At 61.4% G+C, this 16683-nt stretch carries 16 protein-coding genes and 1 pseudogene; 2 read left to right on the forward strand and 15 right to left on the reverse strand.

Annotated features, from left to right (window positions below; all coding sequences use genetic code 11):
• Window positions 1-19 precede the first annotated feature (19 nt).
• Together waaF and WB650_RS02980 are read right to left on the reverse strand one after the other, a co-directional pair.
• Window positions 20-1132, reverse strand: a complete 1113-nt coding sequence (waaF, locus tag WB650_RS02975) for a lipopolysaccharide heptosyltransferase II (RefSeq protein WP_422304606.1) — start codon at window positions 1130-1132, stop codon at window positions 20-22.
• Window positions 1133-1294: 162 nt separating this feature from the next.
• Complete coding sequence (locus WB650_RS02980) at window positions 1295-2608, reverse strand: NosD domain-containing protein (protein WP_422304608.1); 1314 nt, start codon at window positions 2606-2608, stop codon at window positions 1295-1297.
• A gap of 297 nt (window positions 2609-2905) precedes the next feature.
• Here WB650_RS02980 and WB650_RS02985 point away from each other — a divergent pair, with 297 nt between their 5' ends.
• Window positions 2906-4564 carry a kelch repeat-containing protein gene (locus tag WB650_RS02985; protein ID WP_422304610.1) on the forward strand — a complete coding sequence of 553 codons (1659 nt, stop codon included), beginning with the start codon at window positions 2906-2908 and terminating at the stop codon, window positions 4562-4564.
• A 3-nt stretch (window positions 4565-4567) separates the two neighbouring features.
• Here the strand turns inward: WB650_RS02985 and WB650_RS02990 are convergent, their stop codons facing one another.
• The 10 genes and pseudogenes from WB650_RS02990 to zwf all read right to left on the reverse strand — a co-directional run bounded on the left by WB650_RS02990 (window position 4568) and on the right by zwf (window position 14191).
• Window positions 4568-5089, reverse strand: coding sequence for a UGSC family (seleno)protein (locus tag WB650_RS02990; RefSeq protein ID WP_422304612.1), 522 nt, complete (start codon window positions 5087-5089; stop codon window positions 4568-4570).
• Entirely contained in the window at window positions 5086-6693 is a 1608-nt protein-coding gene (locus WB650_RS02995) for a TlpA family protein disulfide reductase (RefSeq protein WP_422304614.1), read from the reverse strand. Before WB650_RS02995 ends, WB650_RS02990 begins: the two co-directional genes overlap by 4 nt.
• Window positions 6690-7943, reverse strand: coding sequence for a Kelch repeat-containing protein (locus WB650_RS03000; RefSeq protein ID WP_422304616.1), 1254 nt, complete (start codon window positions 7941-7943; stop codon window positions 6690-6692). Before WB650_RS03000 ends, WB650_RS02995 begins: the two co-directional genes overlap by 4 nt.
• A 48-nt stretch (window positions 7944-7991) precedes the next feature.
• Window positions 7992-8423: pseudogene (locus tag WB650_RS03005) on the reverse strand (redoxin domain-containing protein); the annotation flags it as partial.
• Window positions 8424-8435: 12 nt separating this feature from the next.
• Entirely contained in the window at window positions 8436-8576 is a 141-nt protein-coding gene (locus WB650_RS03010; protein ID WP_422304618.1) for a hypothetical protein, read from the reverse strand.
• 26 nt (window positions 8577-8602) lie between these two features.
• On the reverse strand, window positions 8603-9511 hold the full coding sequence (locus WB650_RS03015; RefSeq protein WP_422304620.1) for a PhzF family phenazine biosynthesis protein: 909 nt from the start codon (window positions 9509-9511) through the stop codon (window positions 8603-8605).
• 102 nt (window positions 9512-9613) lie between these two features.
• Window positions 9614-10849: an acetyl-CoA acetyltransferase gene (locus tag WB650_RS03020; RefSeq protein ID WP_422304622.1), complete on the reverse strand. Its 1236-nt coding sequence runs from the start codon at window positions 10847-10849 to the stop codon at window positions 9614-9616.
• A gap of 69 nt (window positions 10850-10918) precedes the next feature.
• Window positions 10919-12205: a 3-hydroxyacyl-CoA dehydrogenase NAD-binding domain-containing protein gene (locus tag WB650_RS03025; protein WP_422304624.1), complete on the reverse strand. Its 1287-nt coding sequence runs from the start codon at window positions 12203-12205 to the stop codon at window positions 10919-10921.
• A 117-nt stretch (window positions 12206-12322) separates the two neighbouring features.
• Window positions 12323-12655, reverse strand: coding sequence for a hypothetical protein (locus tag WB650_RS03030; protein WP_422304626.1), 333 nt, complete (start codon window positions 12653-12655; stop codon window positions 12323-12325).
• A 12-nt stretch (window positions 12656-12667) separates the two neighbouring features.
• A complete protein-coding gene (gene zwf / locus WB650_RS03035; protein ID WP_422304627.1) occupies window positions 12668-14191 on the reverse strand; it encodes a glucose-6-phosphate dehydrogenase in 1524 nt (507 codons plus the stop codon).
• A gap of 139 nt (window positions 14192-14330) precedes the next feature.
• On the opposite strand from zwf, the gene WB650_RS03040 reads away from it, so the two are divergent.
• On the forward strand, window positions 14331-14798 hold the full coding sequence (locus tag WB650_RS03040) for a VanZ family protein (RefSeq protein WP_423959365.1): 468 nt from the start codon (window positions 14331-14333) through the stop codon (window positions 14796-14798).
• A 71-nt stretch (window positions 14799-14869) separates the two neighbouring features.
• Here WB650_RS03040 and WB650_RS03045 read toward each other — a convergent pair whose 3' ends face one another.
• The 3 genes from WB650_RS03045 to WB650_RS03055 form a co-directional block, all read right to left on the reverse strand.
• Entirely contained in the window at window positions 14870-15541 is a 672-nt protein-coding gene (locus tag WB650_RS03045; protein ID WP_422304631.1) for a glutathione S-transferase family protein, read from the reverse strand.
• Entirely contained in the window at window positions 15541-16230 is a 690-nt protein-coding gene (locus WB650_RS03050; RefSeq protein WP_422304633.1) for an HAD family hydrolase, read from the reverse strand. Before WB650_RS03050 ends, WB650_RS03045 begins: the two co-directional genes overlap by 1 nt.
• A gap of 156 nt (window positions 16231-16386) precedes the next feature.
• On the reverse strand, window positions 16387-16683 hold a 297-nt coding region (locus tag WB650_RS03055; protein WP_423959367.1), incomplete at its 5' end, for a M24 family metallopeptidase.

Below are 16683 nucleotides of genomic sequence, written 5' to 3' on the forward strand. Positions count from 1 at the left end.
AGAATCTTCAGTCTACGGATCAATGCGGCGAGCGCATCGCGACGATTGCGTCGACGAGTTCCGCCGGTTCGATTTGCGTCAGGCATTTGTAGTGTCCGAAGCGGCAGGTGCGCGCCAGGCACGGGCTGCATTCGAGCTTACGGTAAATCACGCGCGTCTTCGGCCCCATCGGCCCGGTGCGATTCGGATTAGTCGATCCGAAAATCGCCACGGTCGGAATTCCGAGCGCTCCCGCAATATGCATGCATCCCGAATCATTGCCGATGAACCCGTCGCACAATGACAGCAGCGCGATCAGCTCTCCGATATTGGTATGTCCGGCCGCGATGATCGCGCCCGCTTTGCTGGCCGCCGCGACTTCCTCGCACTTCGCGCGTTCCGACGGCGCGCCAACCAGCACGACCTCGGCATCTTCGCGCCGCGCGAGCAAATCGATCAGCGCGCCATAGCTTTCCGCAGGCCATTCCTTGGCGGGCCCATATGCGGCAGCGGGAGCGATCGCAAAGATCGGACGCCCAGGACGGTTGCGATTCGCCGCGGTCCATTCACGCATCCGCGCGCGATGCGGTTCATGCACGTCGATCGCAAAATCATCCGCGCGACCGTCGGCGACGCCCGTCGCACGCACCATCGCGAGCCAATAGTTCACCTGATGTCCAGTCACAGCTTCCGGCGGCGGCGCGGCCTTCAAAGTAAGCATCGATCCGCGCGCATCGGCGACGAATCCGGCGCGCCGCCGTATTCCAGCCATCGTGATCCACAACGCCGACTCGAAGCTGTTCGGAAACAGTACGCCAAGATCAAATCGTCGCGATCGGATCTCGCCGACAATTCTGCGCCGATCGAAAAATCCCGAGAAACCACGCCCAACCGAGTACGGAATCACCTCGTCTATCCATCGAGCGCCATCAAAAGAGCTCGCAAGCTCTTTCTTGATGAGAACCGCGAGATGCGCGCGAGGCCACGCTCGCCGAATCGCCCGCAGCGCCGGCAAACTCATCACAACGTCGCCCAGCCAGTTAACCTCTTTGACCAGGATGTGGCTGGGTGGAGGATCGAGCTTGACGACAGCCGGCGATGCGAGCGGCTCGAGCGCCTCAGGACGCCGAATATTTTCCGATTCCAGGATCAAGATTCCCGCAGGTCTTAGATACCGCCAAGAGATTTCATCATGCGAGCGCGGCCAAATAAACCCGCACACTCATGCGCTGAGGGGCGTCAAATGAAAACCTGCCGGCCGCTATCGAAAGCAGGCCGGCAGGTGTATCGCTGATCAAATCGTAGCGGTCGCTCGCTAGGGCCGCGCGGGACTTGGCCGGATGCTCGCGCGATCGGCTCCGTCTGCGAGCCGTGCTATGTCTCCCTGGGACACGGTGCAGGAGTCTCCGCTCAGTGTGGTGTTGGTTGTGTTGAAGAACGTGTTGCTTGCCGCGATGGTGTTGCCGGCCGTGCCGTTGAGAATCCCGGCGCACGCTTCGTTGAGGGTGTTGTTGCTTAGAGACGCTCCGCCGCCGGCCGGTCCGCCTATCGTTGTGCAGGTGCTGTCCAGATGTATCGCCGACTGCCCACTGCCAGCGACGGTGTTGTTGTTGATCGTCCCGCCATTCGAGCCGCACACATCGATTCCGTCAAAGACCAGCGTCCCATCCAGAACGTTGCCCGAGATGGTCTGGTCGTCGGCGGACGAGACTCCGTCGCCCATGATCGCGACGCCACCCTGCGTGTTGCCGATGTGATTGTTGGTTATGCTGATGCCTTCTGAATCAAAGATAAGAATTCCGTTCGCGATGGTCGCACAATCGGAAATCGACACGCAGGGCGAATAGATCGTATCGATTACCGTATTGTTCACGGCTTCCCCATCGGCGCCATCGGCAATCTGGATGCCATTTTCGGCGGCTCCAGTGGTCGGGCCCTGACCCCGCACCTGGTTGCGAACCGAATTCATCCTCGTGCCGACTTCATTTCCAGTGATGCCGTTCTTCTGGAAGTCGTGCACGCTGCTGTCCCGAACTGTCACCGTCGAAGTACCCGCCTTGCCAGTGATAGTGCTGACGCCGCTCTGCACGAAGATGCCTAGCCCCCACTGGCATCCATTGAGGGGACTGGTCAGGCCGGCAGTCTGATTTCGCGCGACGATATGATCCACCACTCCCGAGGCGTCCTGGTAGTAGACGCCGACAAGATCCGGCGAGCATGTGCTGATGCCGTTACTTGCGCCGTCCACAGTGAGATTCGAGATCGTAACGCCTGTAGTATCGTGCACCCAGATTTGCGCCGCTATCAGTTCGCCCGTTGTGAGGCTGACAGTGTTTGCTACGACCCCACCGGCAGGCGCCGTGACGATAGCTTGATTGGAAGAGCCAACTGCAATTCCCTGGAGCCTCAGACGTTTATTGATAAAGACCTGCTCCGGATAAGTGCCTGGGCAAACATCCACCGTCGAGCCGGCAGGCGCGCCGTTTACGCCGCCTTGAATCGTGGAAAAAGACGGCGTGCCGCAGCCTCCCACGAAAACCGTCCCGGCCGCGTTTGCCGATACCGCCACGCAGATCGCAAAAGCCAACGCCAACCCGAGAACTGTCGCGCCGCCAATTTTGCTTTTCACGGGACTTCCTCGCTTGCGTGATACTGATTGCGACTTGTCGTTCAGGCTGTGGTCTCCTGCTGGTACCATTTCGTCGATGCCTAAGTCAAATTGAATGGATTTACGTCTTATAGTACTTCGACCTCGCAAAAAAATATTTCGCATGGCGTGAAGATTAATTCTCTGGATCATTACGACACGTTTTCTGTCACCTCTTCATATTGTGCTTTCAACCGTCTCGGACTGGTCCGGGCGCTGCGATTTGTACTACTATCCGCCCATTCCCGTCCGGGAATTGCGCGCGAGGGGATTGCTGCGATGGCTGGTTTGAGTGACCGACCGCTGATTCGCGACGCACTGCTTGCTGGCGGAATAATCGCCGCGAGCGCGGTTGCCGCATTGATCGCACTCGACCGAGGTCCTGCTCCCCGTCCTCATTTCGGTTTCGTCGCGCCGGCAACCGCGCACTCCGAAGGCGCCGGCTCTTCATCAGGATTTGCAAAGTCCAGCGCGCCAACTCACGAGCGCCATGCGCCTCCCGCAGCTCCTGCGCTGCCTCGGCAGATCGGGTTCGGGCCGCCGAAGTCGAAAGAAAAACCCGGCGACACGACCGTAGTCGTGATGGTTCCGGATTTGCCTCGCGAAAATCCTGAGCCGCCGCCGTCGTCAGGAGGCTGGAACGATCAGGGTAGCGCCGGTCCTGTCACCGATAATAATTTGCAGCCAGCGGGGCCGATCGCGATGAGCGCAGTCGGCGGTATCTCGGCGCCGCTTACTTCGCCGGCCGGATCGTCCTTGCCGACTTCTCCTGCCGCGTCGAGCGGCGGTATCAATTCTCCGCCCGCATCAAGCCCGTCCGGCGGCGGCGCGCCAGCCCATCCTGACGCTGCGCCGCATTCCGGTTTCGTGCTGCTGGCGGGCGGCCAGGGCAACGGACAGTTTGCGCTCGCCAGCGCGGAGCTTTTCGATCCCTCGAAGAACGCGTTCGCAGCCGCGTCATCGATGAAAGATGCGCGAGAAGATCATACCGCAACAGTGTTGCCCGGCGGCAAGATTCTGATCGCGGGCGGCGTGGGCGCATCGGGCCGAGCGCTATCGTCGGCTGAGTTGTACGATCCAATCAGTGGAACATTTTCAGCGGTCGATTCGAAGATGGATACCGCACGCGCCGAGCATACCGCGACGCTGATTTCAGGATGCAATTGCGCGGGCGATGGAAAAATATTGATCGCGGGAGGCAGCTCAGCGACGGCCTCGCTCGGTTCCACTCTGCGGAACGCGGAACTGTTCGATCCTTCCACCGGCAAGTTCACCCCGACCGGCGCGATGAAAGCGACGCGCGCGCGACATTCCGCCACGCTGATTGCCAGCGGTCCGCTGGCGGGAAACGTTCTGATCGCTGGCGGCACCAGCGACGAGAGTGGCGGTGACGTCGCCACTGCGGAACTCTACGATCCTGCGACGGGCCAATTCACGCCGACCGGAGGGATGAGTACTCCGCGCGAGAATCACAGCGCCACATGGCTTTCGCCGAGTGTTGTTTCCGGGTCTTTCGCCGGCAACGTGCTGGTGGCGGGCGGTGATGACGCGAGCGCGGCGAATGACAGCGCCGAAGCCTTCAATCCTGAGACGGCGGCATTTTCGCCGGTGGGCGCGATGACCACCGCCCGCACGCTGCAGGCCGCAGTCCTGCTGGCCAACGGCAAAGTGCTGATCGCAGGCGGTCAGAGCAGCGACACGGAATTTTTGCAGAGCGCCGAGCTTTTCGATCCCACCCACGCTACTTTTGCCGCCACCGGCTCGATGCAGAACCTCCACGCCGGCGCGACCGCGACCGTGCTCGATAACGGTGACGCGCTGATCGCCGGAGGCCGCTCGAATTTCGCCGACCTCTACGACACGACGGCCGGAACCTTCTCCGCGACCGGCAAGCTGCTCACCGACGTCGCCGAATCGACTTCGACACTAATCAGATAGTAGCTATTTCTTCAGCGCCGCGATCACGTCGTTGACGATCGCATCGGCCTTCGCGCGCATCTGCTCGTCGGTCGCGTCCTGAATCGGATGCGCCACGAAAACCCGGCGCAGTTCCGGCAGCCCCAACGCGTCGGCCTGCTTCTGCGCTGCGTCGACGAACTCGTTCGACGCGATCACAACCGCGGGCTTCTGATTGATCTCGAACCATACGGAGTCGTGCACACTGCACGTTGTGCATGACCCTCAATCGGCGAGCGCTTCGATAACGAAGTCGCTCTCCTGCGCGATCCGGCGGCGCAAGTCCTCGGGCGCCGGCTTGGTGAAAGTCGGTTTGCGAAAGCGCTTGATCTCGATACCTGGCAGCCGGTCCTGCAAATGTTCGGCGAGCCGGTCGATCAGCACATTGCCGCGCGGCTTGGCGATATCGAGCAGCGCGATGCGCCCGACAATCGAGTCAGCGCGCGCAGCGAGCGTGGTTCGAATCGGAACCCGCTCGTCGGTCGGATCGATAATGACCTGTTTCATTTTTTCGTTGCCTCCTCGATCCGCCGGCTGACGCTGGACGATCCCATCGGACCCGAGACCCATCCGGCGAACACCGCAGAAAATTTCCCGGCATTCCCGCCAGCCACGATAATATTGATATCCTCCAGCCGGCGAAACTTCGCAATCGCCTTCGCAAGCTGCTCTTCTGTCGGCGGTGTGCCGATCGCGCTCAACGGAATTCCTTCGCCGCTCTCGTCGTCGCGGATCAGCTCGCGCGTCGGCCGCGAGGTCACTTCCTGGATTCGCGCGCGCACCTGCGCCTTGGTCCATTTCTCGCGCGCAAGCGTATCGGCATGTTCCGGCGAAACGACCAGCAGAATCTCGCCGGCATTGTGCTGCTTTGGATGCCAGCATGCTTCGAGCCCCATGCCGAGACTGCCGGCCAACGCGCGCGCCGTTCGCGAAGTCTGATCGGCAATCTGGCGCGATCCCGCTTCGAGCCCGAACACCGTCACGACGTTTTCTTCCTTATTGAAGCCGCGCTCGACGTGCAGCGGCTCCCACGGACTGCGCTCCTCCCACTCGGCGAAGCAAGTGGTGAATTTGCCGATCGCGCCAAGCGTCGAGCGCTCGATATCACCGGGTTTCGCTCCGCCGACGTTGCGCAGCACGAGTTTCAGCGCGCGCCCGATAGTCGCGTTGGAGCGGGTGCCGTAGCCAAGCGCCATCATGCCCATGTTCATGTCGAGCCGATGCCGAATCGGACCGTTGACCACGATCACCGGCGTCGCGCCCCACGTCGTCGACATGATGCCGTGGATGTTGAACGTGTCGGTGCACACCGCTTCGAGCGCCGCGATCACGACCGGCAGATACTCGGGCTTGCATCCCGCCATCACGGCGTTGACCGCAATCTTCTCGACCGTCACCGGCGCGAGGTTCGGCGGCACGACTGCGATCACGTCGCGCGGATCGCGACCCGTCCCCGTCAGCATCCACATCACGCGCTCGGGCGTCGGCGGCACCACCGGCAAACCGTCGGTCAGCCCGCGCTCGAACATGAATTCAAATACGTCTTCGGCGTCGCCCAGCTCGATTCGACGCGCTGTCAGCTTGTCGCCGCGCGCATTCGCTTCGAGGTGCTCCGCGATTCCCGGCTCGACCGACTTGGAACCGCATCCAGGACGCGACTCCGGATATGAATTCCAATCGACCGCCGGCAACGGCTTGCCCGACAGTCGCGCCAATTCCGCAAACATCTCGCGCCAATCGTCGCGTCCAAAGCCAACGAAGCGACGCTGCTCGCGGCCGTGCGTGTCCGCGAGAACGATCGTCGGAACCGTGTCGAGGTCGTACTCGAACGAGACCTTGAGCGCCGAGTCGTCGAGCATCGGTGCTGTCAGCGCATATCGCTCGACGAGTTTCGCGTTGCCCTCAGCGTCCTGACCTATCGCCCACACGTCGACCGATGCGCCGAACGCGCGATGCGCGGCTTCGATCAGCGGCATCGTCATTCCGCAGGTCGGGCAGTCTTCCTTGACGAAGCAGAGCAGGGCGGCCCGGGTGGATGGAAATGATCGCGACGTTCCGACCAAGTCTCGCAACTCAAACGCGGGCAACGAATTTTTCGTCGAATCGTTCATTCGGTGGCCCCGGAAGTTTCTGGAAGCATCAGAAATCGATGCTGCTTCGGAGAATAAAACTCGACCGACGCCGTGATTAACCCCTTCTCCGCGACGCCGCCGGCGATCAGCACCTCGCCGTCGTTCAGGAGCGTCGCAGTGTTCGTCAGCCGCGCGACGTTGGTTTGCCCGGCGCGAAAAAAACGATTTGTCTCGGGCTGATAGACTTCCGCGTCGCGCATTCCGACCACAACCGGTCCTTGGATTCTCCATCCTCCCACCACGAGCACATTCCCGTCGTTGAGCAGCGTTGCAGTCCCCAAATAATGCGGCGCGCTCATGTCGCCGGTCTTGATGAAAGTGCCCGATTCGGGATCGAAAATCTCCGCGGTGTTGAGCGGCGTCAGCGAACCGAGATTGCGAACCCTGCTCGTCATGATTCGGCCGCTCTTCCCACCGACGATCAGTACGCGCCCGTCGTTGAGTTTAACCGCAGCCGCGCCGACGCGATCGCTCGTCATATGTGCGCGTATCGCGGTGAACCTGCCTCTGACCGGATCATATTCTTCGGCCGTGTCGTAGGAGATATATCCGCCAGGCATCCCGCCGCGCCCGCCGCCCGCGATCAACACTTCGCCGGTGCCGAGCAGGGCGGCGACGTGCGCGACGCGGGGTTGATTCAAATGTCCCGTGCGGCTGAACGTACCGCTCGTTGGATCGTAAATCTCGGCGCTGCCGGTAGTCTGGATGCCGTTGGGGCTGCCGCCCACGACGAGCACGCGCCCGTCGCGAAGCATCGTCGCAGTATGCCCTTCGCGCGGCGTCGACATCGATCCGGTTGCAGTGAACGCGCCGCTACTCGGATCGTAAATCTCGGCGCTGGCGAGTTGCGAACGATAACCCGCGTTCTGATCTCCGCCCGTCAGCAGCACGCGCCCGTCGCGCAGCATCGTAATCGTCTGTCCGGTGCGCGCCACCGTCATCGATCCGGTCGGGGTGAAGGTGCGCGCGACTGGATCGTAAAGCTCAGCGCTCGAGAGCACGCCTCCGATTTCTCCAGTCGCCGTGCCGCCGCAAATCAGCACGCGTCCGTCGCGCAGACGAATCGCGCCTGCGTTGGCGCGCGGCGTGGTCATCGCAAGCGCTTCGACCCGGTTCCCCTGCGGAGTGTTGACGAAGGCAGGCGGCGCCTCGGTCACACCGCCGCCCGCGCACGCGGTGACTCCGACTGCAACGAGAAATGCCAGCGCAAAAAGGTATCGACGATTCATGCACACATCGCGCGCTGAATCATAGGCCTGCTGCGCCGAGTTGGAAAGTTATTTAATCGGCGATCGAACGCCGTGCCGCATCGCGTTCATCGTCGCACGGAGGAACATCAGTCCCGGGAATACGCCACTCTTGCGCGGTTTGGTTTTGGGTTCGCCGCCGCGGCCGAGTTCGCGCACCAGTTCGAGAAGTTGGTCCACGCTGACGCGTGACGCGACATCCTCCAGCGCGCGGAAACGCACGACTCGCTGGCGGTCGATCACGAATGACGCGGGAAACGCGATGCCGCCTTTTTCGCCGCTGTTGAGCAGACCGTACTTTTTGACGACTTCGCGATTGGTGTCGCATAGCAGGGGAAATTTGAGGCCGAGCTCCTGGCGGACAGGCTCGGAGCGCGCGCCGTCGTCAACCGAGATCGCAACCAGCTCGGCGCCTGTCGCGCGAAAATCTTCGAGACGCTCCGAGTAGTCCGCCAACTGGCGGAGGCAGAATGGTCACCAGTGTCCGCGATAGAAAACGACGACGCACATTCCGCCCGCGACCAGAGCGTCGAGGCCGCGAACCACGCCGGTCGAGTCTGCGAGCGTGAACTCGGGAGCCTTCTCGCCGACCGACGGAATTTGGCGTTCATCCATGCGACCACAATAGCCGCGCCCGCGCGCTAGAGGAACATTGAACCTTCGCCGACGATCGCACATCGCCCGCCGATTCGGATTGCGAGCGCGCCGCCGTCCTTGCGCGCGACCTCGACGCGGATCTCGCTCGGCCGCCCCATCTCGACGCCTTGCTGGATCAGGAACGAAGCCTTCGGCGCGGGCTTGATCAATCCGTGTGTCGCAGCGTACGCGCCGAACGGTGCCGAGGCGCCTCCCGTAGCCGGGTCCTCGGCAACTCCGTCATGCGGCGCGAACATGCGCGATCGCGGAGCGAACTCGCCCGACTCATTCGCGACGAACATATATATAGGAAGAATAGGCTCGCCGGGCTTGAAGAGCGCCGCGAGCGCCGGGGCATTCGGAGCACATTTCGCAAGCGCGTCGAGGGTGCGAATCGGAACAAACACAAACGGAACGCCGGTCGAGACGGTCTGAATCGGCAGATCGTCGCGAATATCAGCCGCAGTGATTCCGAGCGCTTCCGCGATGCTCTCGCGATCGTCACGCTTGACGCCGAACTCCGGCTCGCGATGCGCCATCCAGACAAAGTCCAGCTTGCCGCTGGTACTCTCGACAGTAACAGTCACCGGCCCGATTCCGAGCTGCAACATCGCGTCGACGCTCTTCGAATCGAGCGCGATCTCACCCCGACTCGCGAGAACCCACGTCGTGCCGACGGTGGGATGGCCAGCCATCGGCATTTCGTGCTTCGGTGTGAAGATTCTCACGCGTCGCGCTCCCGAAGAGTCGGGAGGCATCACGAACGTCGATTCGCTGAAGTTCATCTCATGCGCCAACTCCTGCATCTCGCTCGGGCTGAGCGCGGCCGCGTCGGTGAAGACTGCGAGCTGATTGCCGCCGAAAGGTCGCGAGGTGAAAACGTCGACGAGGATGAACGGAGTTTTCCTGGACATCCGCCGATTGTGCCGCGCCGCCCCGCGGAAGCCAAACCTGAATCAAAAGGAAAAGCGGCGACCCTTCGAGGACCGCCGCTTCAACAATTCGAAAATGGGCGCTTACTTGCCGACGATGAATACGCAGCTGGTGGTGCCGCTGCCGCCGATGTTCAGCATCGCAAATTTCTTTGCGTTCTCGACCTGGTAGTCGCCCGCGCTATGCGTGATCTGGCGATGGCAGTCGAGCATCTGGCGCACGCCCGTCGCGCCGACCGGATGGCCCGCGCCAATCAGGCCGCCGCTCGGATTGATCGGAAGCTTGCCGCCGAGCTCGATCACGCCTTCCTCGACCGCCTTCCACGACTCGCCGGGTTTGGTGATTCCAAAGTGATCGATCGCCATATACTCCGACGTGGTAAAGCAGTCGTGCGTCTCGATTCCCGAAAGCTCGGCCACCGACCCGAGGCCCGCGCGCTTGAATGCGTCGAGAATCGCCTGCCTCGTATGCGGCAGCACGTACGCGTTGTCGCGGCTCTCCGCCACCTTGGTGTCGAATTCGAGCGGCGCCGTGTGATGGCCCCATCCGAGGATGCGCGGAATATCGGTGAGCTGTTTTCCGTTGCGCTTGGCCCACGCGCTCGCAAACTTTTCCGACGCGAGAAAAATCGCGACCGAGCCGTCGGTGACCTGCGAGCAATCGCTCACCTTGATTCGGCCGCCGATGACCTGGTTGAACTTGCTTTCGTGCTGCGCGTGACTCTCGCTCATGAACCAGTTGCGAGTCTGCGCGTTGGGATTGCGCTTGGCGTTGGAATAATTCACCGCCGAAATGTGCGCGAGATGCTCGTCCTTGAGGCCGTAGCGCTTGTCGTACTCGTCGCCGAGGCGGCCGAACAGTTTCGGAAACGGGAACTCGATTCCCTTGGCCTCGCGCTCGTACCACGCCGCGGTGCCGAGGTAATCGCCGCCGGTGGTGGAATCGACGGTCTTCATTTGCTCGACGCCGACCACGCACGCCAGGTCGTAGCGCGCGGCTTCGATCTCCGCCGACGCTGCGATCAGCGCAATCGAGCCCGACGCGCACGCCGCCTCATGACGGCTGGTCGGCAGCCCGGAAAAAGTCGGATCGATCTCGACGAAAAACGCGCCGATATGTCCCTGCTTGGCGTAAAGCTCGGCGGCAAAATTACCGACGTGTGCGGTTTCAACTTCGCGCGGCTCGATCTTGGTAGCTTCGAGCGCGCCCAAGGTCGCCTCGCGCATCATCGCCACGAAATGCTTCCCTTCTTTCGACCAATTGCGGGCAAAGTCGGTTTGCGCTCCACCCAATACGTAAACCGGCGCTGGTTTCGTCATCGCGCGCTCCTATTGATTACACTCGTAATCATACGACAAAGAATCTAACCATCCAACACAGGGATTTCACTATCCAACAAAAGTACGGCCATATTCGAGTACGCCGCCCGCAAACATTTTAGCATCGCGCGACGCCGCTTGCTCGACAGTCTTGGGCACGGTGAGCTTCAACTTTTGCAGCATCGCCACCGTATTCTTCGCGCCGAGCAAATCGACAATCGCCGTCGGCGGCGCCCAGTTGAAGCCGTACGACATTATAGTGTCGACGTCAGCCGCACTGGCGACCACTTCGCCGACGCGATTCAGCGCGTAGCTGACGTAACCGAGCACGACGCGCCGGCACAGATCGGCGTCAGCGCCCTTGGCATCGGCTAGCACCCTCAACGCCTCGGCATAGCGGCCCACGCGATGCAACTGTTTCATCTTTTCGACGAACTCGATCGGCGCAGGCTTCTCGAACTTCTCATGCCCGCCGGTTTTCGGATCGAACACGAAGACCTCCTTGCCAGCGCGACGATAGAATCCGCCTCGCTCGGGCGTCTTGTCGCCGAGGCATCCCTTCGCGAGCGCGGCGCTCATGTACGCCGGCATCGCGAACGATTCGTGCGCTTCGTCCTTGCAGTTCGCATGCACGTTATCGACGATCGCCTTGTGCACGTCCCATCCGACCAGATCGACAGTCGCCAGCGGCGCCATCGCGCGCCCCGTATGCGGCCCGATCAAATAGTCGATGTACGCGACTCCGTGCTCCGCGGCCAGCTGTGCAGTCTCGTTCAGGACTTTGAAGCCGACCCGGTTGCCGACGAACGCGGGCATATCCTGGGTGACGATCACCTTGCGGCCCAGCCGTTTCGTCAGCATCGCGACGACGCTCTTCACGACCGCAGGGTCGGTGTCGGGTCCGGGAATTACTTCGGTGCCGACTATCACATGTGGCGGGTTGAACAGGTGCACGCCCAGGAAATTGCGGCGAAACGAATCGCTGCGCCCCCGCGCCATTTCCGCGATCGACAATCCCGACGAACCAGTTGCGATGATCGCGTCAGGACGCCGGCTCTTGTCGATCAACTCGAAGAATTGTTTTTTAAGTGGCAGATCTTCGGCGAGGGATTCGAACACGAAGCCCGCCTCGCCAACTGTTCGGCCGAGGTCGGCGTCGTACTCACCCAGTGCGATTCGCTCGGCGATCGCTTCCGCGCGCGCGTCGTTCTGCGCGTCGGTCAATCCTTCTGCGGCCTTGCCCGCCGACCGCGCGAGCATCGTGACGTTGTATCCGGCGCCGGCGAAGACGCATCCCGCGCCGGCGCCCATCGTACCGTTCGCGCCGATAATTACGACCTTATTGTTGTCGGCCAAGTCTCTCCGATCCTCGTGGAACATTGATTTGGCAGTCGCAGTAGCGGCGAGAGATGTTAGCCGAGGCTGTCCAGCTATGCCACAGGGCAGGGATGACCCTGCACCCAGTATCAGGAGCTACTTTCCGAACGCCTGCGACAGGAATTCCTTGACGCCGGCGCGCCCGGTCAGGCTGACCCATACCGGGCCGGCCTCTGGCGCGACTTCGATTTTGAACTCGAAAAAGGGACAGCACTTGCGCTCGAGCGCGATCCATTCCGCGAGTTGCGCGAGCGCCATCCGCTCCGTCGAGATTTTTATCGCGATGCCGTCGGGGAGTTCGCGCTTTCCAGCTGCCGACGCCGCGAGCATCTTGCGCAGCTCGTTGTAGCGCGGGCGCTCGCTCGCGGAGATCGCGTCGAGGTTGCACGCCAGTGGCGATTCGGAATTGCAGCACCCATCGTCGCTCATGAAAAATTACCTCTACGGTTCATGCCATACCCGTCCCGCCAACCGAATCAGCTCGTCGGCCTCCTTCGGGCCCCAGCCTCCCGCAGGATACTCGACCAGCGGCACGCGCGCGCCGTCTTTCCAAGAATCCAGAATTCCCTGCACGAACTCCCACGACTTCTCGACGAACTGCGCGCTGATGAACAGCGTATGGTCGCCGTCCATCACGTCGAGCAGCAGCCGTTCGTATCCTTCGGGCGACGCGCCGCTGCCGAACGTAGTGTTGTAGCTGAGGTTCATCCGCACCGGTGACAGCACCAGGTCCAGCCCCGGCCGCTTGGTCATCACGTCGAACGAAAAACCTTCGTCAGGTTGAATCCGAATCATCAGTCCGTTGGCGGGAATCTTCGAATCGCGATTGAACAGGATTTGCGGCACGTCCTTGAACTGCACGTAGATCGAACTCGCCCGCCGCTTCATCCGCTTGCCGGTGCGAATGAAAAACGGCACCCCCGACCATCGCCAGTTGTCGACGTACGTCTTCAGCGCGACGTAGGTCTCGGTACGCGAGTTGTCGGCGATCCCTTGTTCGTCAAGGTAGCCGGGCGCCGGCTTGCCTTCCTCATCGACGCCCGCCGAATAACGCGCCCGCACCGTGTTCGTGCGCGCGTCGGCGGGCGTTATCGGACGCAGCGTGCGCAACACGTTCAGCTTCGCGTCGCGAATCGCGGCCGAGTCCAGCGACACCGGCGCTTCCATCGTGAGCATCGTCAGCACCTGCAGGATATGGTTCTGCACCATGTCGCGCAGCGCCCCCGAATGGTCGTAGTACATCGCGCGGCTGCCCACGCCTTCCGCCTCCGCCACCGTTATCTGCACGTGATCGACGTTGCGCGCGCCCCACAGCCGCTCGAAAATATTGTTCGAGAAGCGCAGCACCAACAGATTCTGCACCGTCTCTTTGCCGAGGTAATGATCGATCCGAAAAATCTGCGACTCGTCGAGATACTTCACCAATGTGCGATTGACTTCGAGCGCGCTCGGCAAATCGTGACCAATCGGCTTTTCGACCACTACCCGCGAGAAATGCGGCGCGTCCGGTTTGTAGATGAGGCCCGCTTCGGTGAGCCGCTTGACCGAATCGCCAATCGCTTCGGGCGGAATCGCCAGGTAGTAAACCCGATTGGGCGGAATCCCGCGCGCTTTTTCAATAGCTTCAAGTTTTGCTTTAAGTTTTACGAAGCCCTCCGGATGGTCAAGCCCGGACAGGTAATCGAGACTGTCGGCAAACTTCGCCCAGCACGCCTCGTCCACCTTCAGGCGCGAGAACCGCACCGTCCAATCGTGCGCACTCTTGCGAAACTCGTCGATCGACATCTCGCGCCGCGCGAAGCCCACCACCGCGCTTTTGGCCGGCATCATGCCCTCGCCGCATGCGACCAGGTTGTATAGCGACGGAATCAGCTTGCGTTTGGCCAGATCGCCCGACGCTCCGAAGATCACGACCGTGCATGGCGGCGCGGGCTGCGCTCGTTGTATAGTTATCAGGTTGTCCATGATTCGGCCTTCCTTGTTGGATTGCGCGACTCGGATTGCGATGATTTGATAAGCTTGGCACGTTTCCAACCTTCATGAAAAAGCGCCCAACCCGAAATCCTCGCGTGACTTCCAACTGCAACCTCGCGCAACCGTGCCGGTGAAAACGGCGACGACCAACCAGATGCCCGAGACCAAATCTTTGTCAGCCGACCCGCCCGAGCTCGCACCACTCGGCGAATGGGTCCCCGTAATCCTCTGGGGCGCGTTGATCTTCACTCTGTCGACTTCGGCGTTTTCCGCCGCCAACACCGGCAAGATCATCGACCCACTCCTGCGCTTCGCGATTCCCGGCATCAGCGCCGCCGCGGTTGACGTATGCCACATGCTGGTCCGCAAGGCCGCTCATTTCACTGAATACGGAATTCTTTTCTGGCTGCTGATCCGCGGTCCGATGGCGCAGCGGCCCTATTTGGCCTTGATGCTGTGCGTGGTGTACGCGCTCACCGACGAGGGCCATCAGTCGTTCGTACCCGGCCGCACCGCGTCGTTATATGATGTGGCGCTCGACTCGACCGGCGCCCTCTTCAGTCACTTTCTAACCACAGCAATCGCCGAAATCGTCTAAGCGCGTCTGACCTTTGTTCCCTCTCCAGAAGGGAGAGGGGGTCAGGGGTGAGGTCGCGTGCGAATCAAGATTCACCCGCTCGTCTCTTCGACCACCGAACTGATCCGCTCAACGCGTCCAAAAAACGCGCGCAGATTTTTCATCTCAGCAGGAATCTTCAGCTCACCCGCAAACGCCAAGTAGAACAACTGGCCATACAGCGCAAAATCCGCCAGCCCAATCCTGCCAGTCAAAAACGGTGCGTTACCGAGTTGCTCCTCGAACGGCATGAGTGCATTACGAAACCGCGCCCAGTTGGCCGACTGATCCGCGATCGTTCGATCGACGAAGCCTTTGCCGAACTTACGCTCCCGGATAAACCGCCACAGCGCGCCGCGATCCGGACCCTGCTTGCTGTAGTACGCCAGCTCGTCGGCGATCGCGACCGGATACACCGACTCCTCGAGACGGTTGTCGATATAGTCGGCGAGCGCGAGATGAATTCCGCGCCATCCTGCCGGAAAAATCGTCGGCTCTGGATAAAGCTCCTCGAGGCGCATCGCGATTCGCGCGGAATCGACGATCGTCTCGCCGTTGTCGAGCGTGACCGCGGGCACCGTTATCTGTCCTGACGCAAGCAGCAACTCCTTGCGCTCGAGGTAGTCGACCTCGACCACTTCGAACTCGACGTCTTTGAACGCGAGCAACTTGCGCACCTTGGCGCAGAACGGACTCCCAAGAAACTGGTAAAGCTTCGCCGCCATCATCGTCCTCTGAGTGCGCGGATCACATCGTCGAGATCCAGATCGGAAATCGAAGCGCGCACGACGTCCGCAGCCGCGAGATCGCTTGCCGGCGCCATATGGCACAGCGCCAGCACTTTCATGCCCGCGCGCCGCGCCGCCTCGATCCCCGCCGGCGTGTCTTCTACCACCAGGCATTCGTCCGCCAGCACCGGATCGCGCTGCCGCAACAAATATCCGATGCGCCCGAGGGCCGCGATAAAACCGTCGGGCTCGGGCTTGCCACGCTCGACGTCGTCCGCCGCGATAATATCGAGAAACAATTCGCGGATTCCGGCGTGGCGAAGAATAGCTTCGGCCTCGGCCCGAAGCGTGCCGGTTGCAATCATCAGCGGAAACCGATGCGCACAGTCGCGCACGAACTTTTCGGCGCCCGGGTAGAGCACGTCCCGCTCGGCAATGATCGCCTGGTAGACGACGGTCTTGTTCGCAATCAGCTGAGCTACGTGATTGTCGCTCGCATCCTTGCGATTCTCGCGTAGCACCGTCGAGAAACAATCGCGATCGTTGAGTCCAATCAGGCGCGTGGCGTAGTCGTCGAAGGCAATCTCGAGTCCATCAGGGCGCAAAACTTCGTTGAATGCGGCGAAATGCAACGGCTCGGTTTCGACCAACGTCCCGTCGAGATCGAATAAAACAGCGCGTATCATGCCCGCGATCTTTTACATGCCCCGCTGGGCTTTGGAAGTAGGCCCCCCCTTAAACCTCCCAACAGGGACGAAGTCCCGCATCTTTTCTTTTTCACTGGGTGCAGGGGTCATCCCTGCCCAGGGAAGCGTGAAACCCACGGCGGGTTTCACATTCAATCAAGTGGCCTCTTTCAAGATCGCGACGATCTCACTCTGGCGCGGCTCACCGCTGACTATCGCGCGTCCATTTTCAATCGTCATATCGAGTTCGCTGCGCACCCCGAATTTTCCCGGCAGATAAATTCCCGGCTCGACCGAGAAACAGGTGCGGTCGATAAGCGTGCGATCGTCCAGCGTTTCGAGCGAATCCAGGTTCGCGCCGGTGCCATGCACTTCGCGGCCGATCGAATGGCCCGTGCGATGGACAAACGCGCCGCCGAAGCCGGCCGCCTCGATCACCGAACGCGCGGCGCG

The organism is Binatus sp. (SeqCode) (genome assembly GCF_049584895.1).
Taxonomy (GTDB): domain Bacteria; phylum Desulfobacterota; class Binatia; order Binatales; family Binataceae; genus Binatus.